The sequence below is a fragment of the Sediminibacillus albus genome (assembly GCF_900101125.1).
GTDB lineage: Bacteria > Bacillota > Bacilli > Bacillales > Amphibacillaceae > Sediminibacillus > Sediminibacillus albus.
Map to the genome: position 1 here is coordinate 25,941 of NZ_FNFL01000002.1, position 22,646 is coordinate 48,586.

26 protein-coding genes are annotated in these 22,646 nt (G+C 42.4%); 16 read left to right on the forward strand and 10 right to left on the reverse strand.

Going from position 1 to position 22,646, the window contains the following annotated elements; translation table 11 throughout:
• Window positions 1-585 precede the first annotated feature (585 nt).
• The 6 genes from BLR93_RS06355 to BLR93_RS06380 form a co-directional block, all read right to left on the reverse strand.
• Complete coding sequence (locus tag BLR93_RS06355) at window positions 586-1,206, reverse strand: DUF3298 and DUF4163 domain-containing protein (RefSeq protein WP_425440927.1); 621 nt, start codon at window positions 1,204-1,206, stop codon at window positions 586-588.
• Window positions 1,207-1,333: 127 nt separating this feature from the next.
• Window positions 1,334-2,005, reverse strand: coding sequence for an ABC transporter ATP-binding protein (locus BLR93_RS06360; protein WP_093212445.1), 672 nt, complete (start codon window positions 2,003-2,005; stop codon window positions 1,334-1,336).
• On the reverse strand, window positions 1,998-3,125 hold the full coding sequence (locus tag BLR93_RS06365; protein WP_093212447.1) for an ABC transporter permease: 1,128 nt from the start codon (window positions 3,123-3,125) through the stop codon (window positions 1,998-2,000). The genes BLR93_RS06360 and BLR93_RS06365 overlap by 8 nt, the downstream gene beginning before the upstream one ends.
• Window positions 3,122-4,348 (reverse strand): ABC transporter permease, encoded by a 1,227-nt coding sequence (locus tag BLR93_RS06370; protein ID WP_093212449.1) that lies wholly within the window; start codon window positions 4,346-4,348, stop codon window positions 3,122-3,124. The genes BLR93_RS06365 and BLR93_RS06370 overlap by 4 nt, the downstream gene beginning before the upstream one ends.
• 18 nt (window positions 4,349-4,366) lie before the next feature.
• Window positions 4,367-5,926: a DUF6583 family protein gene (locus tag BLR93_RS06375; RefSeq protein WP_093212451.1), complete on the reverse strand. Its 1,560-nt coding sequence runs from the start codon at window positions 5,924-5,926 to the stop codon at window positions 4,367-4,369.
• Between the two features lie 334 nt (window positions 5,927-6,260).
• Complete coding sequence (locus BLR93_RS06380) at window positions 6,261-7,526, reverse strand: tripartite tricarboxylate transporter TctB family protein (protein WP_093212453.1); 1,266 nt, start codon at window positions 7,524-7,526, stop codon at window positions 6,261-6,263.
• Between the two features lie 249 nt (window positions 7,527-7,775).
• Here BLR93_RS06380 and BLR93_RS06385 point away from each other — a divergent pair, with 249 nt between their 5' ends.
• Window positions 7,776-8,273 (forward strand): DinB family protein, encoded by a 498-nt coding sequence (locus tag BLR93_RS06385; protein ID WP_093212455.1) that lies wholly within the window; start codon window positions 7,776-7,778, stop codon window positions 8,271-8,273.
• A 94-nt stretch (window positions 8,274-8,367) separates the two neighbouring features.
• Here the strand turns inward: BLR93_RS06385 and BLR93_RS06390 are convergent, their stop codons facing one another.
• The 3 genes from BLR93_RS06390 to BLR93_RS06400 form a co-directional block, all read right to left on the reverse strand.
• The gene (locus BLR93_RS06390) at window positions 8,368-9,243 is read right to left on the reverse strand and encodes an NAD-dependent epimerase/dehydratase family protein (protein WP_093212457.1); all 876 of its coding nucleotides are present in this window, start codon (window positions 9,241-9,243) and stop codon (window positions 8,368-8,370) included.
• Between the two features lie 160 nt (window positions 9,244-9,403).
• Window positions 9,404-9,982, reverse strand: a complete 579-nt coding sequence (locus BLR93_RS06395) for a competence protein ComK (RefSeq protein WP_093212459.1) — start codon at window positions 9,980-9,982, stop codon at window positions 9,404-9,406.
• Window positions 9,983-10,025: 43 nt separating this feature from the next.
• The gene (locus BLR93_RS06400) at window positions 10,026-10,298 is read right to left on the reverse strand and encodes a helix-turn-helix domain-containing protein (protein ID WP_093212461.1); all 273 of its coding nucleotides are present in this window, start codon (window positions 10,296-10,298) and stop codon (window positions 10,026-10,028) included.
• Between the two features lie 297 nt (window positions 10,299-10,595).
• Between BLR93_RS06400 and BLR93_RS06405 the strand changes: the two genes are divergently transcribed.
• From BLR93_RS06405 to BLR93_RS06460, 12 genes are all read left to right on the forward strand, one after another.
• On the forward strand, window positions 10,596-11,030 hold the full coding sequence (locus tag BLR93_RS06405; RefSeq protein ID WP_175559278.1) for a YtxH domain-containing protein: 435 nt from the start codon (window positions 10,596-10,598) through the stop codon (window positions 11,028-11,030).
• A 62-nt stretch (window positions 11,031-11,092) separates the two neighbouring features.
• On the forward strand, window positions 11,093-11,548 hold the full coding sequence (locus BLR93_RS06410) for a hypothetical protein (protein ID WP_093212465.1): 456 nt from the start codon (window positions 11,093-11,095) through the stop codon (window positions 11,546-11,548).
• A gap of 13 nt (window positions 11,549-11,561) precedes the next feature.
• Window positions 11,562-11,837 (forward strand): gas vesicle structural protein GvpA, encoded by a 276-nt coding sequence (gene gvpA / locus BLR93_RS06415; protein ID WP_093212467.1) that lies wholly within the window; start codon window positions 11,562-11,564, stop codon window positions 11,835-11,837.
• 83 nt (window positions 11,838-11,920) lie between these two features.
• The gene (gene gvpO / locus BLR93_RS06420) at window positions 11,921-12,193 is read left to right on the forward strand and encodes a gas vesicle protein GvpO (protein ID WP_093212469.1); all 273 of its coding nucleotides are present in this window, start codon (window positions 11,921-11,923) and stop codon (window positions 12,191-12,193) included.
• 5 nt (window positions 12,194-12,198) lie between these two features.
• Window positions 12,199-13,539, forward strand: a complete 1,341-nt coding sequence (gene gvpN, locus BLR93_RS06425) for a gas vesicle protein GvpN (RefSeq protein ID WP_245690081.1) — start codon at window positions 12,199-12,201, stop codon at window positions 13,537-13,539.
• Window positions 13,529-14,293, forward strand: coding sequence for a GvpL/GvpF family gas vesicle protein (locus tag BLR93_RS06430; protein WP_093212471.1), 765 nt, complete (start codon window positions 13,529-13,531; stop codon window positions 14,291-14,293). Before gvpN ends, BLR93_RS06430 begins: the two co-directional genes overlap by 11 nt.
• Window positions 14,290-14,538, forward strand: a complete 249-nt coding sequence (locus tag BLR93_RS06435) for a gas vesicle protein GvpG (protein ID WP_175559279.1) — start codon at window positions 14,290-14,292, stop codon at window positions 14,536-14,538. Before BLR93_RS06430 ends, BLR93_RS06435 begins: the two co-directional genes overlap by 4 nt.
• A gap of 2 nt (window positions 14,539-14,540) precedes the next feature.
• The gene (locus BLR93_RS06440) at window positions 14,541-15,377 is read left to right on the forward strand and encodes a GvpL/GvpF family gas vesicle protein (protein WP_093212473.1); all 837 of its coding nucleotides are present in this window, start codon (window positions 14,541-14,543) and stop codon (window positions 15,375-15,377) included.
• Window positions 15,367-15,639 carry a gas vesicle protein gene (locus BLR93_RS06445; RefSeq protein WP_093212475.1) on the forward strand — a complete coding sequence of 91 codons (273 nt, stop codon included), beginning with the start codon at window positions 15,367-15,369 and terminating at the stop codon, window positions 15,637-15,639. The genes BLR93_RS06440 and BLR93_RS06445 overlap by 11 nt, the downstream gene beginning before the upstream one ends.
• On the forward strand, window positions 15,611-15,919 hold the full coding sequence (locus BLR93_RS06450; RefSeq protein WP_093212477.1) for a gas vesicle protein K: 309 nt from the start codon (window positions 15,611-15,613) through the stop codon (window positions 15,917-15,919). The genes BLR93_RS06445 and BLR93_RS06450 overlap by 29 nt, the downstream gene beginning before the upstream one ends.
• Before the next feature lie 30 nt (window positions 15,920-15,949).
• Window positions 15,950-16,267 carry a gas vesicle protein gene (gene gvpJ, locus BLR93_RS06455; protein WP_093212479.1) on the forward strand — a complete coding sequence of 106 codons (318 nt, stop codon included), beginning with the start codon at window positions 15,950-15,952 and terminating at the stop codon, window positions 16,265-16,267.
• Window positions 16,268-16,548: 281 nt separating this feature from the next.
• Complete coding sequence (locus BLR93_RS06460; RefSeq protein ID WP_093212481.1) at window positions 16,549-17,928, forward strand: Glu/Leu/Phe/Val family dehydrogenase; 1,380 nt, start codon at window positions 16,549-16,551, stop codon at window positions 17,926-17,928.
• Between the two features lie 205 nt (window positions 17,929-18,133).
• Here the strand turns inward: BLR93_RS06460 and BLR93_RS06465 are convergent, their stop codons facing one another.
• Window positions 18,134-18,673, reverse strand: a complete 540-nt coding sequence (locus BLR93_RS06465; protein ID WP_093212483.1) for a sigma-70 family RNA polymerase sigma factor — start codon at window positions 18,671-18,673, stop codon at window positions 18,134-18,136.
• Window positions 18,674-18,960: 287 nt separating this feature from the next.
• On the opposite strand from BLR93_RS06465, the gene BLR93_RS06470 reads away from it, so the two are divergent.
• The 3 genes from BLR93_RS06470 (at window position 18,961) to BLR93_RS06480 (ending at window position 22,646) form a co-directional block, all read left to right on the forward strand.
• Complete coding sequence (locus BLR93_RS06470; protein WP_093212485.1) at window positions 18,961-20,883, forward strand: BglG family transcription antiterminator; 1,923 nt, start codon at window positions 18,961-18,963, stop codon at window positions 20,881-20,883.
• Between the two features lie 150 nt (window positions 20,884-21,033).
• Entirely contained in the window at window positions 21,034-22,347 is a 1,314-nt protein-coding gene (locus tag BLR93_RS06475; RefSeq protein ID WP_093212487.1) for a 6-phospho-beta-glucosidase, read from the forward strand.
• A complete protein-coding gene (locus BLR93_RS06480) occupies window positions 22,344-22,646 on the forward strand; it encodes a PTS sugar transporter subunit IIB (RefSeq protein WP_093212489.1) in 303 nt (100 codons plus the stop codon). The genes BLR93_RS06475 and BLR93_RS06480 overlap by 4 nt, the downstream gene beginning before the upstream one ends.

The window sequence follows — 22,646 nt, forward strand, 5'->3', positions numbered from 1 at the left end:
GATAGTGGCAAAAGCAATAATCGAACGATGATTCGAAATTCTTTACATTCGAACTCGTTCGGTTTTTCTTTGCTAATGTTAAGATAACCCGCGGACTCAGTGAAAATTCTATTTCTTCCTTCTAACAAGGCTGCGTGCTTAAACTTGTACAGGTAGAGTATTTCGCCTTCCGTGGGCACGGCTTCTTCACGGAGTCTTCGGATTCGGGCTGTTCTTACTACATTGCATGACGACCGCTGCGGAAATACACTACGCTTTCCGCGGGCGGCTGGTGAGCCTCCTCGAGCTAGCACTCTGCGGGGTCTCAACGAGGCCTTCCCTCCCGCAGGAGTCTCCGTGAATTTCCTCCTCTGAAAGTCTTCGTATTGTTTTCAGCAGTACATACATGCTTATGATTTACTTGAGATTGCGGTGTAATAGCGCTTATCCGGTAAATACTATTAAGAAATCAACCACTATTACATCGCCTCATGTATCGAATGCTTAGAGATGGCCTTTTAACAAGTGGATGTGTGTTATGCCCCAACCTCTTTCTGCTTGCTCATTATCCTTGTAGTCTCCATTTTTTATTTGCCGAAATCCTGCCTAATTATTAACAGCCATTCGGCCGAGCGGGCCATCTTCAACAATGATATCCTGTAAATCATATACCGAAATCGGAAACATTGGGAAACCAACAACATATGGAGTTATTTCGTATAGCTGAAAATAGATGACCAGGGTTTTGTCAGCAATATAAAAATCCTGATCTGGTTTAATCTCGGAAAAGCCGTCCAGTAGCGGAATATCACGTTGATCAATTTGAACGCGAATGAGTTCCGAGAGCCGTTTTACATAATCACTACCGGGCTTGAACAAGTCTTCCAATGTGCAAAGCTGCTTTTTCTCAAGGTCGAATGTCAGTGATCTGATAAAGGTCATTCCATGGGCGGCTCTGTAATGATAGGTGTAATTGGATAGTGACAGGCTCAAAACCTGGCGCTGGTTATTTTTTATTTCAAAGGAGCCAATCATTTCCTCTACCGTTTCCGGCATACTTCCTGTCTGCAAATCGATAAGTGTTTGGGTCTGCGAGACGATAGTCTTATTCATTGATTTTTGAAAACTTTTATCCGTCATTCCGGATATCCGCGGGAAAAAGACCGTTTGCTTCGGTCCCTTGCTAATTTTCATCGCTTGAATGCTGACTGGTAACGTGGTAGGCACATTCCTCATCCTTTATTATGGGTTATTACCCCATACTATTCTGGAGGGAGCAGAAATGTACCTGTAGGACGGTATTTAGGAACTTATAACTTGTCTTAGCAATCTATTAAAGTTGTAATCTTCTACTCTATAACTCGTAGACTGTTTTCCCTTGGTCTTCAAGTAACTGTTTATAAAAGGGGTCTCCGCCAATACTATAGATACAATCACATAACGACATGATCTCTTCCATGTCATGGGAAGTATAAATGATGATTTTCCCCTGCTTTTTAGCTAGACGGTGAAGATACGCCCCTATTTCTTTTCTTGATTTTAAATCAATTCCAACCGTTGGTTCATCTAGAAGGATAATCTCTGGGTCATGGATAAGGCTGATTGCAATGTTCAGCTTTCTTTTCATCCCGCCGGATAAAGATTGCACCTTTTCCTTCCATTTTTCTAAATGCATATCTAAGCAAAGCTGTTTCAGCTCTTTCTTTGATTTCTTCCCCCATGATAAGCGTTCAAAGAAAACCATATTCTCTTCCACAGAAAATTCCTCCCAAACGGCAATATCCTGGGGGACGAATCCGATTTGTTTTCTTAGCTTTAACCGGTTCGAGCCATAGCTCTGGCCATGATAAGATATCTGGCCTTTTTCCAGGGGGGTCAGTGTCGATAGTATGTTGAGCAATGTTGATTTGCCGGCACCGTTCTCACCTACCAATCCAGCCACATCTCCTTGATGGAGTTCAAAAGAAATGTCAGATAACACTGCCTTAGACCCGTAATGTTTGGTTATGGACTCCACTTTAAGCATGGGATTTCTCCTTTCTTAGGTACCAAATAGTTATCATGATCAGCGAACCAATGAACCAGCTATGCACGACATTTCCTTCTAAAAAAGGCTGAAGCGGGCTTAAATGTGCGATCCATGGCCAGGTTTGTGTATCTACCGAAACGATTGCTCCCCCTAGAATTGCCATAAGGAGCGTAATAGGGATGACAGAAACATAGTAAAAAAACGTTGTTCGAAACAATAGTGCGAACAAAAAAGCCGCTATGCTAATACTTACCTGAAAGCTTAACAGCGCTAATAGTTGGTCGAGATGAATCGATTGATGAAAGTAAAAAGACAATAATCCCATACCAACGACATCAAATATCGCTAATAAGACCAAATAAAGGAACGCATTCTGAAGTAAATAGGATTTAAAAGAAATTCTCAGCAATGATAACCTTTTTCTAATGCTGGCCCGCCGCTCTTTAATCAGCCAATCAAATAAGAAAAAAGTGGTAAACAAGTTAAAAAGGGCCCAAACCCCCGAGACTTTCCAAATTGATATGGAATCATCTTCGACTTGTTCCGCTTGGTTCAAGAAGGCAAAGCTCGTATGAAGCAAGGATTCCTCCTCCTGAATTTTCTTGCTGGTAAGGACGATCTCCTCCCATTTCCAATTCGCGTCCCCTCCATAATCGGCGGCCAATTGTTCCACAACACGAGCTGCTCTCGAGCTGCTGGCGTCCTCCTGTACATAAGAAGCAACGGCTTCCTTTACCGGTGTATAGGCAAACGACATATCGGAAGCATATGCAGTAACCACCCGATTACGATTATCGTGTTTGATATTTTCCTGATAGCCATCCTCAATGACAAACACACTATCAAGCTGGTGTTGCTCCAGCTGAACAAGTGCCTGGCTGAGCTCCATCTGTTTGGCAGTGAGAAGAGGGTTCTTGCTGATTAACTCAGTCAATTGCTGCGCCAAATCAGAATGATCTTCAACTACCAGTCCGATTGGTATTTTTGTTTCCTCCTGCCATTGCTCTGCAATAGAGATAAAAAGAAGTGTGGAAACAGTAGGTAAAAGGAGCCAGCATAGAAGACTCTTCCACTGCTTGCGCCAATGCATCATTCTTGTGCTTACAATAGCTTTCATCCTTGTGTACGCTCCTTCCAAGTGGAAAAAGCAACTAAAAGCAATATGCCGCCAAGGGCGGATACTGCTAAAGGTCCATACTCCACAAACATTCTTCCTTCTATTGCTACTTGAGTCAGCCAATCAAATGCCTGGGTAGAAAATAAGTAGGGGAGAGCAGTTTGAGCTTTCTCCGGAAAATAGATCGAAGGTACAATAGCTCCGCTTATAAATAAAATGAGTCCGGTAAAAGTGAAGTGCATCAATAGGGACAACTTTTTGGATGGTACAGCGGAATCGATGATGGCCAGGCCGAGTAAGAATGTTAGGCTGTAAAGGCCTACTATAATACTAATCCGACCATAATCAATCAAATAAAATTCAATATTAGTGAATTTGATAAAAAGGTAAAATCCGGTGAGGGCCAGTAGGCAGCCGTAAGCCAACGAAATGATTATACGCGATATCATCCTTTGCAGCTTCGTTACTCCGTACAATCTCATCCTGTTCCACATGGAAGCCTTCTCTTCATTACCTAATAAAATATAGATACCGAGAATCCAGATCGTAACTAATAAAAACCAGCCGGAAAGTGAGTAATACTGGACAGGGCTTGTAGTCGTTAGGTTGGCTATCTCTTTTTCATGAAAGATTTTACCTTTGGCTGAAAGCGTAAAAATCATAAATTGGTTAAATTGATCTAATAACATCTCTTGCCGCTGTTCACTTTCTATCGGCAATTGCTTTGCGTACTCATTGATTGTTAAGATACTTGCTTGTGCTGATGCAATATACCGGGTCATACTATCAATCAATTCTTTGATGATATAGCTTTCCACAGGTTGGTTAGGATTGCCGACTATCGGGATGTTTACAGGATTTCCGGAGTACAGGTCATTTGTAAAATTTTCGGGGAAAAGGATATAAGAACTCAATTTCCCTTTCTCCAGAGCATGGTCTGCTTCCTGATTGGTAAGATGATTTATATGTATATATGAGCCTAATAAGGAGGAATTATCGATGACATCTACCAGCATTGTCGTTTCTTCCGATTTATCCAGATCGACTAGTCCAACTTCAATTGGCTTATCTTCAGCAGGTAGAAGAAAGGAAACTAACACATAAAAGCATAGTCCGATGATAAGTATTGGAAATAACAAAAGAAGAGGAAGAGACTTCCACTTCTTTTGTAATTGTTTCTGATATTGTCCGGTAAAAAAAGCGATTCGCTTTAAGCTATCCATGTTAACCACTTCCGTTCATTAATAACCCATATCTGAGTTATAAAAAGCTCCGTAGAACTCCATCATCCATTCCTGCAATTGAGGCATAACATCCTCTAAGTAGTAAGTTTCCATCTCTTCGGCATTCATCGTACCTAAATCTACAACTTCCATGGAATCGGTATCGATATCTAAACTTTTAACAAGTTTTGAATCCATGTCCATGTTCATCTGGAAGATGTCCTGGCTTAATCCATCTCCTTCAAAAGCCAAATGGTACTCTGCATTCATTTGGTCCTTTTCATAAGTAGATTGGCCAACCCAAATCAGTTGGTAAGCAGCCATGGAACTTGGATCGCTGAACGTAAACTTGCGGTCAAAGTCTCTTGTGCCATCGGTTAATTCCTCCGTACCAGTGTAGCTTAGTTCCAATCCACTGTTGGCTACGGAAATGGTAATTTGGTCATCCGCTTTGTTGTCCTTCCAGGATAAGTCTCCTGTAAGGTTTACAGATTCCTCACTATATCCGTCTTTGAATGCAAATTCATAATCAAAGGCTTGTGTTTCTTTTGCAAGTGATTGTGTTCCGGCGACGGTTAGAGCCGCTGGTTCCATTCCGTCAATGCCCATTTCAACGGAGAAATCCCGTTTGACAACAAGGTCATCTTGCACCCAAAGCGTGGAAGTTAAGCCTTCCGGAACCTGCAAGTCTTTCAAGTCTTGCTTGGCCTCCTTAATGCTCTCATCAAAATGTTCTATCATTGTTGCCACATCTTCAGAATTGTACGTGACTGGATCCAAGCTGGCTTGTTCTTTAATAATTTCCTTTAGCTGATCATCATTTTCTGCAGTAGTAAGCACTTTTTCAATTAGCTTTTTAACTTGGTCCTCTGAAAGCGAAAGTGTAATTTTTGCTGCGTCGATTGTTTTTCCGTCAACATCAACCTTCTCATCTGCAGATACAAAGGCGTCATCAGGCAATTCTTCATAAATCATCTTTAAATATGTATCTTGTAAATGTGTCAGGTGATCCTCACTGATGAGGGTTTGGTTAAAAAACTTATCAAACTCAATCTCTTCGTCACCGGTGAATGCGTAAGGATCTGCTTGATACAATAGATTGCCAACATTGCTTTCCTTTACCTGCAAAAACTCATTTAGGAACGGAAGTGTCAGCATTGCTTTTTCACTGGTTAAATAAAACTGGACACCGTCGACGGAAAGCTCCGCAATGTTTGCACTAGCTTCTAAAGACATCTCCTTCTTTTTTGGATCCAAGTCGTTTTTGAGTGTAATAGTAGCATTATTGATTAAATCAGACATCCCTGTCATATCGTACCCGGATGGATCGTTATATTCAGCAGAAAACTCTATAGTTGATTCGCTCGGCTTTTCTTTGGTTGCTTCGTTCCATGCAAATTCATCGCTGTAACGGTCCTTCACAATGTCTTTCATCAAATTAAAACTGTTTAGCTCGGCACTAAAGTATTGCTCTTTTGGACTTTTCTTTAGTAGCGCTGAAGCGGAGATTGAGCCTCCAATGACAATGACGACTGCTAAAGCAATTATCCAGATGGTTTTTTTCGAAAGTTTTTTCATCGTATTCCACCACTTTTTTCATTTTTTTAGGGTGTCGACCGAACAGCGCAAAATATGTAAGATGATAGCTAAAACTGCGATTCACGGCATATTTATCTAAAAATAAACCATAATTATACAAAATAATAGTTTTTTAGATACCCCTCTACTCTTTTACTACTAATTTTCTATAAAGTCAATACTTGTAAAAACCAGACGTTAAGGGTAACTCCTTTAAAGAGCTTGGTATGAAGGGTGTTTATCCTTACCAGAATAATAGAAGAGAAATGCGAGGAAAAAGAGAAAGAAGGCCGCTGTCTAGAACAGCGGCCTTCTTTCTCCTTATTTCATTTGCTTATTGCATGCGGTGGTTTTCTTCCTTTTCTTTATCCTTCTCTTCAGAACGCCGTCTCTGTCGGTAGCCGTAGGTAGCATTACGTACCGTTTCTTCGCTTTCTAACGCTGCTCCAAGAGCGCCGACTATCGTTGCTACAGAACTGGCCAGCCAAGCAAGGGAAACATAACTCGACAGGTTAACCTGGGCACCGATTTGCGATTCCAGCATACTGGCGGGCACGAAGATAATTACTGCTAGTAGAAAAAGGATGAACAGTACGCCGTAATAAAACAATACGGCGATGCTCAGCGTTAAAATGGTGGCGAGATTGTAAAGCTTTGCAATATACGGAGATCTTGCATGATCGGTTTTTTCCCATAAGCCATGAACCACAATAATCCAGGCAACCATTGCAGTCACTGCGGTTGCCATTAATAATATAAAACGGTAATATTCGTATGCTCCGCTCAGCTGCCATAGTGTAGGGAAGATTAAACCATAGGCACCTGTAGCAAATGCCGCAGCAATTACCCGCTTGAATGCAGGGAATATCGTCCAAGGCCGATTAGCCCGCACCATACCGGTCAGCATCCGCCAACCACCGCTTATTTTTGAGTCAACAGTATAATGGACGGTAATATCCGCATCTTTTTCCAGAGTGGCTCTCCGTATCGGAGAAAGCCGCTCATGAAGCCGTTCACCTACCAGTTGTCGCGCTCCTTTAAGGCGCAGCTTGCTATATCGGCGATTGCTATTTTTGAATTTCTTTTGCTGATGTTCACGGGCTGTCTCCGAACTTCCGTGATACATTTCATTCGTAAGTTGTGTTATTGCTTCTTGAACCCGGCGTATCATCGGAGAGGCCCCTAGGGCGGGCAGGGATATCCAGGCCGCATGCTGTGAGGCACTGGCTTCAGCTACCACCAGTCGCTTATCTTTGAAAATGGGCAGATCAGTGATGCAAATAGCATAATCCCATCGCTGTCGTTTTTTACAAGCGATTGTTTCCTCCATTAGTTCGGAGGCGTCCGCGGTGGATCCTGTCAGCGGATCGGTAACTATCTCGACTTCCCACGGAACGGTGCTGTCTACGTAACGGGGAAGATAGCCTGGTAACTCTTTTACAAGCTTATTTGCTATGTCTTCTGCTAAGTCGGGAGCGGGGACCAACCCTAATGTGATCGAGCTGGTGTGCATCCTCGCATGAAAGGATGTATGATTGTTCCCTTCCACAGGTGGAAACTGAATGCTCTCCTGGTTTATATCATATGTACCGTTGTCCATAGAACTTAATCCCTGCTCCTTTCATCTGTTCCTGTCATTTACTCAGCTTGTTCGCATATCATTTAAGGTATTACCTAAGTAAATGGAGGTTAAACAGCTTTGACCTCCATTTACCAGAATAAATGGAATCTGGTTATGTAACGCCCCGCTGTCTGATGTAAATTTTTGATATACTAGTGAAAGAATGAATTTAGGCAGTTATTGTTAAACCATTTGGCTGGAACAGTGCAAATAAAGGGGGCTGAAAGAATGAATGTCTTAAAAGAACAGTATGAAGTAATCCGATATACAAGAGAATCGTTGTTTCAATTCATGGAACAAATAAACGGGGAGGACTATGTGAAAGGGATCGAAGGATTCGGCTGGGGATCAATGCGCAACCTTCATGTTCACGTCGCTGACTGTTACCAGGCTTGGCTCGGCCATTTCGCTTTTAAAGAAGACAGGAACAGAATCCATCCGGAAACGATTGCCAGCGTAAAGGAAATGCGGGAAGTGTTCCTGGCGATGGATCGGTTGGTTTACCGGTTTTTGGATACATATGAGCAGGATTATCGCCAGAAAATCATTGGTCATGTTCCCTTGCAGGAGAAGGAAGAACAGCTTTCTGCCTTATGGCTTTTCACTCACACAATCACTCATGAATTCCACCACAAAGGACAGGTTGTATCGATGGCCCGTCAGCTGGGCTATACGCCAACAGATACAGACCTGATAACACCAGCAGATCAACAAGCCCTTTTATAACAAGATCAGGTAACCGTGGATATCAGTGAACCGGGGCCCCTAACATATCAAACGTCTCTGGGTCTGTCTGGATATTAGGGGCGTTTGAAACAAATCACACATCCTTCTCTACGGAACGAATCAATTCTGGCAGCCATTCAAATAAGTTTGAAAAAGAATACCCATGGCTGGATGCTTTTTCGTTACTCATTGTCCAGGTTTCCGGGATGTTAAAAGGAGAATCGGAGTCAAGGGAAGAATAACTTACCCTACTGCCGGTGGTGTCACCTATCTGTTCCATTAGTTTTTCCAATGTTATTGCCCCATTGGCACACGCATTGATTGGCCCGTCGATATGCTGCCGGGAGAGCCAGGCTAGAAAGCGGCCAGCCTCCTGTTCGGCGATAAAATTCATTGCCGCTTGCCGATTTCCCAAATAGATGCCTTGGTTGTATTTAACCTTTTTTATGTAAGAGGCCAATCTCCCGGTGTAATCATTTTCCCCCAGCACAATGGGAAAGCGGACAGCGGTAACTGGGAAAGGCGCTTTTTGGAAAAATACAGCCTCTGCCTGTCGCTTCCCTTCCTGATAGGATAGTTCTTCTCCTCCGGCAATCACCAGCTTTTCATTGTAGGGATCAAAGTCTTCTTCTTTCACAGGGACACTGGCAGTTTCCATGTCATAAACCGACAGAGAAGAAGTCATTACATACTTGTACGTTTTACCTCGGAATGTTTCAATGCTATGCAAAGCATCCAGTGGAGAAAAGCAGATTTGATCATAAATAACATCCCATGTCTCATTTTTGAAGGCATAAGCTAAGCCTTGCTTGTCCGTTCTGTCTACTTGGACGCGGTTAACATCATTTCCAAAAGGATCCTCCACATTTCCCCTGGTGGCGACGGTGACTTTGAATCCTTTTTCCAATAAGCCTTTTACTAAATGAATTCCGAAGAACCTGGTGCCGCCAAAGACTAAAGCTTTCTTCATGCAATCCCTCTTTCCTCTTGTAGTACTTTTTTAAAGCTCCTGCCCAAAATCATTGCTAGGTAAGGAGGGTAAACGTTTCCTTTTTGTTATCGTAACATACTATTTTCAGGGAAGTATGTTGACTAAGAGACCGATTGGAACTGAAGTTTATCGGTATTTGTCATGGTCCATCGATTAGGCTGTCTCCAGATACAGGCTGGTACAGCCGCCCGTTCAGCGGATGGCTGATAAACTGTGAGGGTAAGTTTTCATAGTGGACAGCCAGCATTTGCCCGGAAAATTTACTGATTGCCAGGGCAGTGCGCAGCTGCTGCTTTTTTAGTACATAGGCAGATTCTTTCATAGGAAGCTGTTGACCGTTGGTAAAGACTATCGTAGATTGTGCGGAAGAATTTTCTACGGATGGTCCAGTCTCGATATCGAATATGTGGCGGTAAAAAATCCAATAGCAGGAAAAGGAAGCAGGTGAACATGTGGGAAAGGCAAAGATGTTTTTTTCCGGATTGATCGGGATGGGTACCTTCTTTCGCGAACCAGTATGGTAGATAATGGCCAACCGCCGGCCGTCGTAGGTAGAGCCCGCATCAAGGCAAGCCTTTTTGATTAACTGTAACGGGGGCTGCTTCACATATAGCTGCCTCTCCTGTTCGAGTACAACCGTTTCATATTCCAGCTGTGCGGCTGCCAACAAAGCCATCGTATGCTTGTTTACCTGGTAATCAGCGAGTAACTCAGTCATAAGTGAACACTCCTTTTGACAGATTGTTTTTTGCAGCGTCCTATCAATGAAGGCGCTGCCATTTTTTTGAGGAAAGTTCTGATTCCATTTCTTCTTTCACTTCATGGAGGAAATACTGGAGGTTTAAATCAAGGGACTCACTTAGCTTGGTAAAAATATAAACGGAAGGAATCTTCTGTCCCCGCTCAATTTTCCCTATGTAGTTATCATCCAGGTCTGCTTTCAACCCCAGTTGCTGCAAAGTCAGTTTAGACTCCGTTCTTTTTTGGCGTAAACATTTACCGAACGATTTTTTAAACACCAGTTTCTCCTCCATAACGGCTCTCCTTTTTCTTCTATTATCTTCCTATAAATTGGAAAAATAAAGGTTCTAAAGTCACTTTTTAAGAAAAATTGTAATTTTTTTGAAGTGATAACCTTTGATGAAGAAATCACATAAGAGAATAAATCGCAGCCCTGTTTTTAAAATTATATCGCCCAATGCCAACCCGTTTTTCCTTGCATGGCAGATTACCACTATTTACCTCGATTAAATGCGTTTGATTCTCCTTGGCAGGGGAATGGGTTAGAAAATTTAATAAATAAATACTTTCTTTCTAAAGGAGGCAGGTCTTTGAGTGAGCATCATGTAAAAGAACGAATTAAGCAAAAGAAGGATGATTTGGTAAACAGTAAGGTTGCCAATCGCCACAACAAATCTCTAAAAATGAAAAACTCATCCCCCGACCAGAAATTCGTCAAAGGAGCTGTTATTGGAACTGCTATCGGAGCAGCTGTCAGCTTAATATCTTCACCCAAGTCGGGGAAAGAAGTTAGAGGCAAGTTGGGAGAAAGTTATGGAAAGACGATCGACAAAGGAAAACAAGTGATAGAAAAGGTTGAATCCCTTCCGGAAGAAGTTGAACTATGGTCTGTGCAGAAAACGGATGAACTGGCAGATGGAGTAATAAACAAAGCAGAAAAACTCAAAGGAAAGATATCCGAAAATTACGAGTATGAAAACGATGCTGAGGAATCCGTAGAAGAACCAAAACAGGAAGAAAAGTAGAAATAAACACCTGCTTGGACGGGAACTGTTTCCACTCTGAATGGAAAAGGCGGTGAGAGGAAATGTCCGGCAGCAAGAAAAAAAAGCTGAAGAAAAAAGCGCATCACACGAAAGAAAAGGCAAAACATGAAACAAAAGAAGCCGCGGCTGACACGATTGACCAAATGCCAAAGGCAAAGAGTGCCGCTGCTGCGACAATGGTTGGAAAGAAATTTTATGACACTTTTGAAAAAGTGAGAGGTAAGAAAGAAGAAGCAAAGCAACAATTTCAAAAACTAGGAAACCAGCTGGAAGACAAAGGCCAGGAAGCGAAAGAGAATGTTGAACAGCTGGGCGAAAACTTGAGAAACCGTGGGAAAAAGGCGAAAGAAGAAATCAAGGACAATGCGCTAACCAATACTGGAACATCCAATGATGGCAAAGGAATTAAAAAACCCAGTGATCTCAAAGGAGTATCCTCCATTAAGGGTGCAACAGATATTAAAGGCGTAAATAATATAAAAAAAATTGATGGTTAAAGGAGCGGATAAAATGGCTGCTATACAAAAGAGTACCGATACATCTAGCCTGGCAGAAGTAGTCGATCGTATTTTGGACAAAGGGGTTGTCATCGACTTATATGCGCGTGTCTCGCTAGTAGGGATTGAACTGATTACCGTAGAGGCACGAGTGGTTATCGCCAGTGTCGACACCTGGCTTCGTTACGCAGAAGCTGTTGGTTTACTGCGTGATGATGTACAAGGAAGCATAGATGAAGGTGATGTTGAAGAAGGCGAACGGGGCCGCAGCCAGTTGAATTTTGCTTAGTTATACAGAATGTAATAGAAAGCAGGGCATATGCGTATTTCCGCATATGCCTAGCTCTATTTTGATTTTAGGAGTGAAAGTAAATGAAAATCGAACAGGTTAAGAAAGCGGTAGAGGATTTTTTCACTGAACATATCAACCCGCCATTTAAAATCACCTCCATTCTTCAGGAGGAAAACGGATGGAAGCTGGAAGTTGAAGTCATCGAAGAAAAAGAGTACATGAAGCGGTATGCAAAAGACCATTTGATTGGTGAATATGAAGTAAAAGTGGATGAAGCCATGGAAGTGGTTTCTTACCAGCGGAAAAGCCTTCGCCCGCGCAGTGCCCCGCTTGTCACCGAAGAAGGAGGTTGACCGACATGGCAGCAAACAAATCAAATGAGGGAGATAACATTACCTCGGCAAACAAGCAGCCGGAAAAAGACAAAAGCAACACCGAAAAGAACAAAAAAGCAAAGAGAAAGAAAAAAGTAATCAAATCTAAAAACGGAGCAAATATGGCAGAAATAAAAAACAGGGAAAAAAAGCAGACAACAGATTCAGAGCAGGAAAAACGGCAAGCGGCAAACAAAGCAGACGAAGATAAGACGAAGCAGGAAACAAGCAATTCGGCTCCCAAACCGAAGAAGTTTGAACAGGGCCAACGGAAAAGTAAAGAAGAAGAGAACAGCTATCGGCAGGGGAACCATCAAGCAAGTAAGTCTCCTTTGGACCCCAACAGTACAAACAACAATCAAAAAAAACAGTCTGAAAAAGATTCCTCCACTTCAGCAAACAAAAATAAACATAAGCGAAACATCGACGGAGAAAATTTTATCTTGACACCGCAAATCGAAAAGATTGCTGACAGGGCAGAACGTTATATTCATGCAGGGTATCCTGTACACTTCACTGGTCCAGTCGGAGTAGGAAAGACCTCTATGGCCCTGCATCTTGCTCGGAAGTTCAACAAGCCGGTGATGTTATTGCAAGGGAACCATGAACTTACCAATCAAGACTTATTAGGCGGGATTACAGGTGTTTCAACCAACATGCTGATCGATAATTTTGTGCGGCAAGTGTACAAAAAGCAGCAGGACACCAATGAAAAATGGACGCCAGGCCGATTAGTGGAGGCCGTTAAAAATGGTTATACCTTAATCTATGATGAATTTAACCGTTCCCGTCCGGAAACAAACAGTTTGTTTCTGTCTTTATTAGAGGAAGGAATATTACCTTTATATGGGACCAAGCAAAACACACCTTTTGTCCGGGTCCATCCGGATTTTAAGGTCATCTTCACGAGTAATCCTAAAGAATACCAGGGCATTTACCAGCCTCAAGAAGCCTTATTGGATCGGTTAATCACGATTGAAGTTAACGGCAGAGCGGAGGAGTCAGAGGGCGATATCGTCGCCAAAAAAACGAATTTAGCTCAGGCAAAAACCAATAAAGTCGTCAGTCTTGTCAACAGGATTAGAAGACGATGCGAGCAAGAAAAAGCTGAAGGACCAAGTTTAAGAGCAATGGTAATGATAGCTTCCATTGCCAAACAACAGGATTTGGCGGTCACTGCCAAGGAGGAGCAGTTTGAAAGCCTATGTGTGGATGTCCTGGGAGCACAGCTTGCCCGTTGTTTAGGTTATAGCCAAGTGAAGGATGTTGAACCGATCATAAAACAAGAATTGAAAAGAATGGAGGATGAAAAAAATGCTGGATAATCAACTGGGTGTATACTTGTTCGGAGCCATACCTGTAAATACCTCCAAAACATTTGGAGAAGTGAAACTGGCCGGTGAACAGAGGGGTGTCTATACCATTCCATATAAAGAAACAGCGATGGTCGTAGCAGATGCGCCGGTCCAAGTTTATGATCCGAGCCGCGCCAACTTAAAGGCCCATCAGGATGTCGTCAATTTAGTGATGGAACAGCATACGATTGTACCTATGAGCTTTGGCAATGTGCTGGAATCTGAACAAGACGTCACCCTGCTATTGGAACAATTACAAGAACAATTGATGAAAATTTTCCCTCAGATTGAAAACAGAATCGAAGTTGGCTTAAAAATAATCGGCCATAAACAATGGATCGAGCAAGCAGCCCAGGCCCAGCCCGAACTGAAACAAGCCCAGGAGAACATAGCGGGTAAATCTAAAGAGGCCGGTTATTATGAAAGAATACAACTCGGAGAAGCAGCACGGAAATTCATGCTGCAACTGCAAAAACAATGCGAGGCAGAAATTTTCACACCGTTGACGGAACTAGCCGTTTCCTCGAAAAGCAATGAGGTCATCGGTGAACGCATGTTACTGAACGCCTCCTTCCTGATTGACTTGGATAAAGAGACTGCGTTTGACCAAAAGGTGAATGAACTTTATGAACAATGGGAAGGAAAGGTGGACTTCAAATACACTGGTCCGTGGCCGGCATACAATTTTATCGATATTAAATTAAAGGCGGCAGATGTTTCATGATTCGAAAGCTTTTTACCTGGCCGCTTGATACCGTCATGATGGTTGGAGAAAAAGTGAAAGAAGAGGTTGATAAAGAACTATACGACGTAGAACATATTCAAAAGAAGCTGGTTCATTTGCAAATGATGCTGGAAATGGAAGAAATATCCGAAGAACACTATCAACAACAGGAAGAGGAACTTCTCATCCAATATCGCATTGCCAAGCAAATGGAACAAAACGGAGGAATACACAAGGAGGGCTGAAAATGAGCGACACATTACATTATCTATATGCTTTTATTCCGAGCTCAGAGTATGAAAGCCGTCCCCCAGACGAGATGGAAGGAATACAAAAGAATGCCAGTCTGCAATATCTCCCGTTGGGGTCAATTACTGCAGTTACCTGCCACGTGCATCCGGACGAGTTTTCTGAGGAAAATTTAGCTAAAAACACAGAAAACATGGCCTGGCTGCAAGAAAAAGCCTTCCATCACCACCAGATGATGAATCAATTACATAAATCTTATACGGTCATTCCATTGAAATTCGGGACAATTTACACTGCCATTGCCAGCTTGAAGGCTGCAGTACAGGAGCATGAGGAAAACATCCTTTCTTTATTTCAAGCTTTGCAGGGCAAAGAGGAGTGGAATATGAAGATTTATGTAAAAGACGATAAATTTCGAGAGAAGGTAATGGCAGGCAATCAGGAGATTGAAAAAAAACAGCAGGAAATTGAGCAGCTGTCAAAAGGGAAGCAATATTTTGAAAAGAAAAAAATGGGCCAGTTCATTGAAGAGCAAGTAAAAAAGGAAATTGAAACGAGCTGTAAACAGGTCCACCAAAAACTAAAAATCTATAGTCAAGCGGAAGAGCTTAAGAAGAATTGGGGGAAGAAGGTAACCGGGAAAACGGATGGGATGTACTGGAACAGCGCCTATCTTCTGCCAAGAGGAGAGGTCGAGGCGTTCTTAGAAACAATCAAGCAGGAACAAGCAGAAGCTTCCCGCAAGGAGACAGGGCTAACCTTTGAAGTAACTGGCCCATGGCCGGCCTATCACTTTTCCAATTTTCAAGATAGAGGTGTACAGCATGGAACGTGACATGTTAGACAATCAGGATGTCTCGTTGCTGGATGTTTTGGATGCTGTCCTGGAAAAAGGGGTCGTGCTGCGGGGCGATATTACTATCTCGATAGCAGATATTGATTTGGTTTATCTCGATTTACGCATTTTATTAAGTTCGGTTGACACATTGATCGATTCAGCACAAGGCAAAAGACAAGCAACCGACAAAGGAGAGACAATCCGGTCATGGGAAAAGGAGGAAACAGCTGATGGAGCAAACGCGGCAACTAGTAGATAAAGCCGGTAATCAGCCAGAAGGACGAATCAATTTAAATCCGGATAATGCTGAGGAAGGTCTTACCCAGCTCGTAATGACGGTTGTGGAACTTATTCGCCAGCTTGTGGAACGGCAAGCGATGAAACGTGTCGAAGGCGGAAATTTAAGTGAGGAAGAAATTGAAAAGCTTGGAGTCGCACTAATGAATCTGGAAGAGAAAATGGATGAGTTGAAGGAAATTTTTGGCTTAAAAGATGAGGATCTTAATATCGACTTAGGACCGCTGGGCAATTTACTTTAAATATACAAGGACGCTTAGGAGGGATGTAACATGACAGACAACCATCCAATGCAAACAACCAATGGCTTAGTTGAAGTACTGGAAACAGTCCTGGACAAAGGGGTTGTCATAGCGGGAGACATAAAGGTGAACATAGCTGAAGTCGAGTTACTCACCATTAAAATCCGGCTGCTGATCGCATCCGTCGATAAAGCAAAAGAAATCGGCATGGATTGGTGGGAAACAGACCCGCACTACTCCTCACAGGCCAACAGGCTGGAAGAAGAAAATAAACAGTTACAGGACGAAATCCGCCGTCTGGAAGAAAAAATCGACCAAGCAGGAAAACAGGATGAGAGCTTTAAGTAATATCGCAGATGTTTCATATGATGAATATATTGGTCTATAAAAGAGTGGGATAGGAGCTGGACGGAACTATCCTGCTCAAAATCATTTGCAGAAAAACGGGGAGTTTAATGGTATAGGGAAATAAAATTTTGATAATCATGCTAAATAACAGCCTATAGTATAGGAAGCGGGAAGAACATAAGGTTACTCCTTGCATAAGCTTAAGTAAACGTCTATTTGGTTGTTTCCTAATTCTTTGTCAGGATGAAAAAGATGCTTCAAGTATAAAAGGAGGGACGCTTTTGAAAAGCTATACAGGAGGAATTGTCGAACAATCTTTAGATGCCTTATTGGAAGACGACTCATTTTTACCAGATCTACAAGGTGAAACAAGAAACAAGGCGTTTACATCGCTCGTTTCCATCCTTTCTACCCCCAATCACATACATAAATCCTTTTTGCGCATTTCTTTAGAAAACGGAAAGGTTATCCGAGTTCCTGCCTTTCGGGTGCAGCACAATGATACCCTCGGGCCTTATAAAGGCGGGATTCGTTTTCATGAATCAGTAAACGAGGAGGAAGTTATCAATCTGGCTTCCCTGATGACATTGAAGAATGCCCTGTATGAAGTTCCGTTTGGCGGTGGTAAGGGCGGAGTTGTCATTAACCCAAGAGAATTTGAGATAAAGGAACTACACTCGATATGTAAAAAGTATGTCCAATATTTCAGCGATATTTTAGGAACGGATAAAGATATTCCAGCTCCAGATGTCGGTACCGGGGATCGTGAGATGGACTGGATGATGGCAGAATATAAGAGTATTCACCCTGGTATGCCTTACAGAGGAAGCTTTACAGGAAAGAGTGTCGTAAATGGCGGCTCATTAGGACGTAGGGAAGCCACCGGAAAAGGGGTTTATTTCACCTTTCGTTATTTATTCCACGATTTTATCCAGGAGCATAAACAATGGTTAACTAATAGCCAAAATAGATTTGCCCAGACAGCTTTAACCCATGCTGGTCGTCCCTTGGCTATTGCTGTCCAGGGATTTGGAAATGTAGGATCAATTGCAGCTCTGGAAGCTTATAATTGTGATCGCTTGCAAAGCAAAGTAGTAGCCGTAAGCGACCGAAATGTGACGTTATATAATTCAGAGGGATTAGATATCCCCGAACTTGTAAAGTTCATTACCGTGAAAAATGGAGATTTGCCGACAACAGAAGAAGAACTAGCGCAAAACAGTATCAAGGCTGTCATCTATGACCGCGATAAAATTTTAAGTCTCAATGTAGATGCTTTATTTTTAGCAGCATTAGAAGATCAAATACATGAAGAGAATGTTGAGGATGTAAAAGCGCAGATTATTGTCGAGGGTGCCAATTCTCCTGTAACGGTGGAAGCGGATGAAACCTTGAGTAAGCGAGGAGTTATCATTGTACCTGATATACTCGCTAACGCTGGTGGAGTGATTGTTTCCTACCTGGAGTGGTTACAAGGCCGTGAAACACAATTTTACAGTGAAGAGCAAGTATTTAAACTTCAGTTGGATAAAATGAAAACGACATTGGATAGGATTCTCCCCCAATTTTTCGCGGATCCATTTCCGCTGCGGCAGAACTGTTATATCCATGCCGTGATGAAATTGTCTACCGTATTATACCGCCAGGGCAAGCTTTACTAAAAAGAATCGCGGTTACAATAATATCGGTTTAATAAACTTTTCTACTACTTTAGACTACATTTTTGAGAAGTAGATCAACTGCGATTATAAGAGGAGCGATTCCAGCAGGAAGTAGAGCGAAAAACCAGGAAAGACGATCATCAAACGCTGCAAATCCACCCTGACTAAAGCTATGGAAGAGGGTGTTTTTAACCCTCTTTCCACACTATCTTCTGTTTACCCGTTTTTTTTTACTGCTCCCATCGTCACGCAGCAATGGCTGGATTTTTGGTTTGGCATTCCTTGCCCAATTCTTGACAGCATCAATGGTAACTTGTTCTTGTTCCGAGATGGTTCGAAGGGATAAATCCTCCAGCACAAATGAGGTGAACCATTTCATTTGTTTATCTGTCAGCACTTGTGCAATCCGGGCATGCAGATATGGGTCCAGCCCTTCCTCCAGGAAGGCGGCAGTATTCCCCTGTTGTGCTTTTACCTGGCTAATATACGCCTGCTCGTTTTCTTTCTGGCGGTTACGTTTTCGAATCAAACTGAGCATTGCTTTCTCGATGCGGAAATAAGCATAGCTGGAAAACTTTCCCCGTTTTGCATTATAGCTTTCCACGGCTTCCCATAAAGCGATCATTCCCTCCTGGTAAAACTCTTTTTCTGAATCACGAATACCGAGCTTCATGATCAAATAATAAATCATGTTTTCATACTCTGTTAATATGTCGTTGAAAGATTTGATTTCTCCCTCTGCCACAATATCCTCTTTCTACAAAGGCGCCTTTATGGTTTATTCCGCGGTAGGACAAGCATAAAAGATGAAAAAGAGATTTTCCTGCAAGAAAAGAGGATGTTTTTCGCGTTTTTCGGTCGACAGGCTGTAAGAAAATTAATTTTTCGCTGGTTAAAGAGACACATTTGGGCGTAGTAAATGCAAGTTTTAGCAGAATTCACTTTTATCCAAATGGATGGATTTCCAACAAGAAAAAGGTTTTTAAGCACTGTTTGGCATGCTATATTAAAAGCAAGCAAAGGAGGTTTTTCATGAATGCCCGCTGGCAGGAAATTATTCAACTGTTTTTGGCTGCAAATGAACCGCTTACTGGTGCCCAATTGTCGTCTGATTTACAGGTTAGTCCGAAAACGGTGCGAAATGATATAAAACAACTTAACCGCTTCCTGCAAAACAGCGATGCGAAAATTGCATCCTTCCGTGGGATAGGATATCAATTGGAAACCAGCGACGAGAGTTCTTTTCAACAGTTTTTTCTTGGACAACTAGCAGAAGCAAAAGAAGCAACTCCTGAAGAACCTGACAGAAGAGTAGAATTTTTAATGGAACGGCTGTTACTCGACGCTGATTACGTCAAAATCGAAGACTTGGCGGAAGAGCTTTATATAAGCCGCTCTACATTGCAAAGCGACCTGAAAATAGTACGAAAGATTCTAGGGAATTATCAGTTATCCCTTGATCAACGACCGAACTATGGGATAAAAGTAATCGGCGAGGAAACGAATATCCGTTTTTGTATATCTGAATTTATCTTCAATCACCAGCCTTCCTTTATCGAGATGATCGATGAGTGGCAGGAAATACTGCCCAAACCTGATTTAGACTTGATCCGTAACTGTATTTTGTCCAGCCTTCGAAAACATAACCTCATCATCTCAGACATTAGCCTGCAAAACTTGATTACCCATCTAGCGATTGCTTATAAACGGATTCAAAGCTCGAATGAAGTGAAGAAGGTACCAGAAGATTTGCACCAAATGAAAGGCGCAAAGGAGTTCACCGTAGCAAAAGAAATCGTCCAGGAAGTTGAAGCAGGACTAGATGTGTCTTTTTCTGATAATGAAGTGAAATATCTGGCCTTGCATTTACAGGGCACAAAATTGAATGTTCCGGACGACGCTATCAACCAAGGAGTTTCGGTGATTGACAAGCAGCTATATCGATTAGTCAAAAATATGGTGAAGCGGATTGATGAGCAATATCACTTCAACCTTGCCAACGATGAGGAGCTTTTGCTCCATTTAAGCTTGCATTTAAAGCCGGCGATCAATCGCCATAAATACGGGATGAACATAAGAAACCCGCTTCTGGAGGAAATAAAAACAAAATACCCTCTTTCCTTTGAGGCGGCATTAGCTGCAGCTGAAGTACTTGACGAACAATTGCAGATACAAGTGAATGAACATGAAATTGGCTACCTGGCGCTGCATATTGAACTTGCTCAAGAAAGGGCAAAAAAGACCACCGCCCGCTCCAGCCGTTGTTTGATTGTATGTGCATCAGGCTTGGGAAGTGCTCAGTTATTGTTGTATAAGCTAAAGGATAAATTCGGTGATAATTTGGAGATTGTCGCCACAACGGAATATTATAACTTGAACGCAAAGTCGGTAGAACACGTCGATTTTATTGTTAGTACGATACCGATAAGAAAGGATTTACCAGTTCCTGTGGTACTTGTAAGCACTATACTGGGGAATAGCGACGTTGAAAAAATAGACAGGATGATGACAAAAGATAAGCAACTGATCGATAAATACTTAGTGGAAGCTTACACGTTTTTCAATCGTGATTTTCAGACTCCGGAAGAAGTGATTGATTTTTTAAGCAATCAATTGCTTCGGGATGGCCTGGTACCAGATAATTATTTGACTTCCGTGTTGGAACGGGAAAGCTATGCTCCGACGAGCTTTGGCAATCTGGTGGCAATTCCTCATCCGCTTGAACCGATGACGGACAAAACCTTTTGGTCGATTGTTACATTGGAAAAGGCAATCCAATGGGATGATAAATTGGTGCAAATCGTCTTTTTGCTTAACATCGATAAAGCAAAAAAAGAAGATGTGAAGCCAATGTTTCAGGCGTTGGCCAAGTTGGTCGACAATAGAAAAATACTGTTGCAGCTGATTGAGTGCCAGTCTTTTGCCCAGTTAAAGCAGCTGTTGAATAGTATCTAATTTGCAAAGGAACTTGTTTCCTTTGTTTTTTTGTATATACCGATAATTTTTTGCCATAGGCAATGGTAAAAATTCCTCTCCAAGTGAATGGGCTGCCGCGATAATATAAAGCTAAGTAATATTATTCAGCAAAGGAAAGGAGGGTGTTCAATGAAAATAACCGTAATAGGAGGGGGATCTTCTTATACACCAGAATTATTAGAAGGGATTATTAAGCAGCAGCATGCTCTGGATATCTCGGAAATTTGGCTGGTGGATGTGCCGGAAGGACAAAAAAAACTATCAATTATTGCCAATCTGGCTGCAAGAATGATGGAGAAAGCTGACTGTCCGATAAAAATAACCGCAACGCTTGATCGTAGAGAAGCGATCAAAGGTGCTTCCTATGTGATTACACAGATACGTGTCGGCCAGCTGGAGATGAGAAGGAATGATGAATACATTTCCATCAAGCATGGGGTGATTGGCCAGGAAACGACAGGTGCAGGCGGATTTATGAAGGCGTTGCGTACAATCCCGGTACTGTTGGATATTTGCCGGGATATCGAAGAACTGGCACCTGATGCATGGCTGTTAAACTTCACGAATCCTGCAGGCCTGGTAACGGAAGCAATCTTAAAACATAGCAGTGTCAAAGTAATTGGCTTATGTAATAATCCGATTAATTACTATAAAAGATTTTCGCGGACTTACAACACAGCAATCGAGAATATCAGCATCACTTTTGTCGGTATCAATCACCTCATCTGGATCACGGAATTGCATGTGAACGGCAAATCACGAATAGAAGATATACTAACCGGCATTTCAGACAGCTATGAAGCCAAAAACATCCCATCATTAGGCTGGGATCCAGCATTTTTGCAATCTTTGGAAGCGATACCATGCGGCTACCACAAGTATTACTATCAAACCGATCGACTATTAAAACAGCAGCAGTCCCAGTATCAACAGAACGAAACCCGCGCTGACCAGGTGCAGCAGGTGGAAAAAGAATTATTCGAACTCTATCAGGATCCTAATCTAAATGATAAACCTCGGGCGCTGGAGCAGCGTGGAGGGGCCTACTATTCAGAAGCTGCAGTCCGTTTGATGACCTCTCTGCAACTTAACACAAAGCATATCCATACGTTGAATGTCCCAAATAATGGCACTATTTCCTGTTTGCCGGATGATGCCTGTATTGAAGTGAATTGTGTAGTGGAAAGTCATCAGGTGACACCGCTCCAGGTTGGGAGCGTTCCTCCGCAAATCAGAGGACTGCTGCAGGTTGTTCAAGCGTACGAGGAACTGACAGTGGAAGCTGCAGTGACAGGGAACAAGGGAACAGCATTACAAGCGTTGACACTCCATCCATTGATTCCTTCCTCAGAACGGGCGCAAGTTATACTTGATGAAATGCTGGAAGTGAATAAACGCTATTTACCGCAATTTTACTCGGAAAGTCAGGAGGTTAATCAATGAAAATCGCATTGCTATGTGCGCTTGGTATGAGTACCAGCCTGCTCGTGGAACGAATGAAGAAAGCGGCAGCCAGCCGTTCGATTGAGGCGGAAATAGATGCCTATTCTGTTGACGATATCGATGAACAGTTGAAAACTTCTGATGTCGTTTTACTAGGACCGCAAATCTGCTACAAAAAGAATGAGCTGTTTGCGAAAGCAAAAGATGCCGATACTCCCATCGACATCATTGACATGAAAGCTTACGGTCTTAGGGATGGAGAAAAAGTACTTGACCAGGCGATAAAGCTAGTAAAATAG

Coding starts and splice junctions, on each gene's coding strand:
- BLR93_RS06430 (WP_093212471.1), top strand. CDS start 13,529: ATGCTGGATAATCAACTGGGTGTATACTTGTTCGGAGCCATACCTGTA.
- BLR93_RS06470 (WP_093212485.1), top strand. CDS start 18,961: ATGAATGCCCGCTGGCAGGAAATTATTCAACTGTTTTTGGCTGCAAAT.
- gvpO (WP_093212469.1), top strand. CDS start 11,921: ATGAAAATCGAACAGGTTAAGAAAGCGGTAGAGGATTTTTTCACTGAA.
- BLR93_RS06370 (WP_093212449.1), bottom strand. CDS start 4,348: ATGGATAGCTTAAAGCGAATCGCTTTTTTTACCGGACAATATCAGAAA.
- BLR93_RS06360 (WP_093212445.1), bottom strand. CDS start 2,005: ATGCTTAAAGTGGAGTCCATAACCAAACATTACGGGTCTAAGGCAGTG.
- BLR93_RS06380 (WP_093212453.1), bottom strand. CDS start 7,526: ATGGACAACGGTACATATGATATAAACCAGGAGAGCATTCAGTTTCCA.
- gvpN (WP_245690081.1), top strand. CDS start 12,199: ATGGCAGCAAACAAATCAAATGAGGGAGATAACATTACCTCGGCAAAC.
- BLR93_RS06450 (WP_093212477.1), top strand. CDS start 15,611: ATGGAGCAAACGCGGCAACTAGTAGATAAAGCCGGTAATCAGCCAGAA.
- BLR93_RS06440 (WP_093212473.1), top strand. CDS start 14,541: ATGAGCGACACATTACATTATCTATATGCTTTTATTCCGAGCTCAGAG.
- gvpJ (WP_093212479.1), top strand. CDS start 15,950: ATGACAGACAACCATCCAATGCAAACAACCAATGGCTTAGTTGAAGTA.
- BLR93_RS06480 (WP_093212489.1), top strand. CDS start 22,344: ATGAAAATCGCATTGCTATGTGCGCTTGGTATGAGTACCAGCCTGCTC.
- gvpA (WP_093212467.1), top strand. CDS start 11,562: ATGGCTGCTATACAAAAGAGTACCGATACATCTAGCCTGGCAGAAGTA.
- BLR93_RS06445 (WP_093212475.1), top strand. CDS start 15,367: ATGGAACGTGACATGTTAGACAATCAGGATGTCTCGTTGCTGGATGTT.
- BLR93_RS06390 (WP_093212457.1), bottom strand. CDS start 9,243: ATGAAGAAAGCTTTAGTCTTTGGCGGCACCAGGTTCTTCGGAATTCAT.
- BLR93_RS06435 (WP_175559279.1), top strand. CDS start 14,290: ATGATTCGAAAGCTTTTTACCTGGCCGCTTGATACCGTCATGATGGTT.
- BLR93_RS06410 (WP_093212465.1), top strand. CDS start 11,093: ATGTCCGGCAGCAAGAAAAAAAAGCTGAAGAAAAAAGCGCATCACACG.
- BLR93_RS06375 (WP_093212451.1), bottom strand. CDS start 5,926: ATGAAAAAACTTTCGAAAAAAACCATCTGGATAATTGCTTTAGCAGTC.
- BLR93_RS06385 (WP_093212455.1), top strand. CDS start 7,776: ATGAATGTCTTAAAAGAACAGTATGAAGTAATCCGATATACAAGAGAA.
- BLR93_RS06365 (WP_093212447.1), bottom strand. CDS start 3,125: ATGAAAGCTATTGTAAGCACAAGAATGATGCATTGGCGCAAGCAGTGG.
- BLR93_RS06400 (WP_093212461.1), bottom strand. CDS start 10,298: ATGGAGGAGAAACTGGTGTTTAAAAAATCGTTCGGTAAATGTTTACGC.
- BLR93_RS06475 (WP_093212487.1), top strand. CDS start 21,034: ATGAAAATAACCGTAATAGGAGGGGGATCTTCTTATACACCAGAATTA.
- BLR93_RS06395 (WP_093212459.1), bottom strand. CDS start 9,982: ATGACTGAGTTACTCGCTGATTACCAGGTAAACAAGCATACGATGGCT.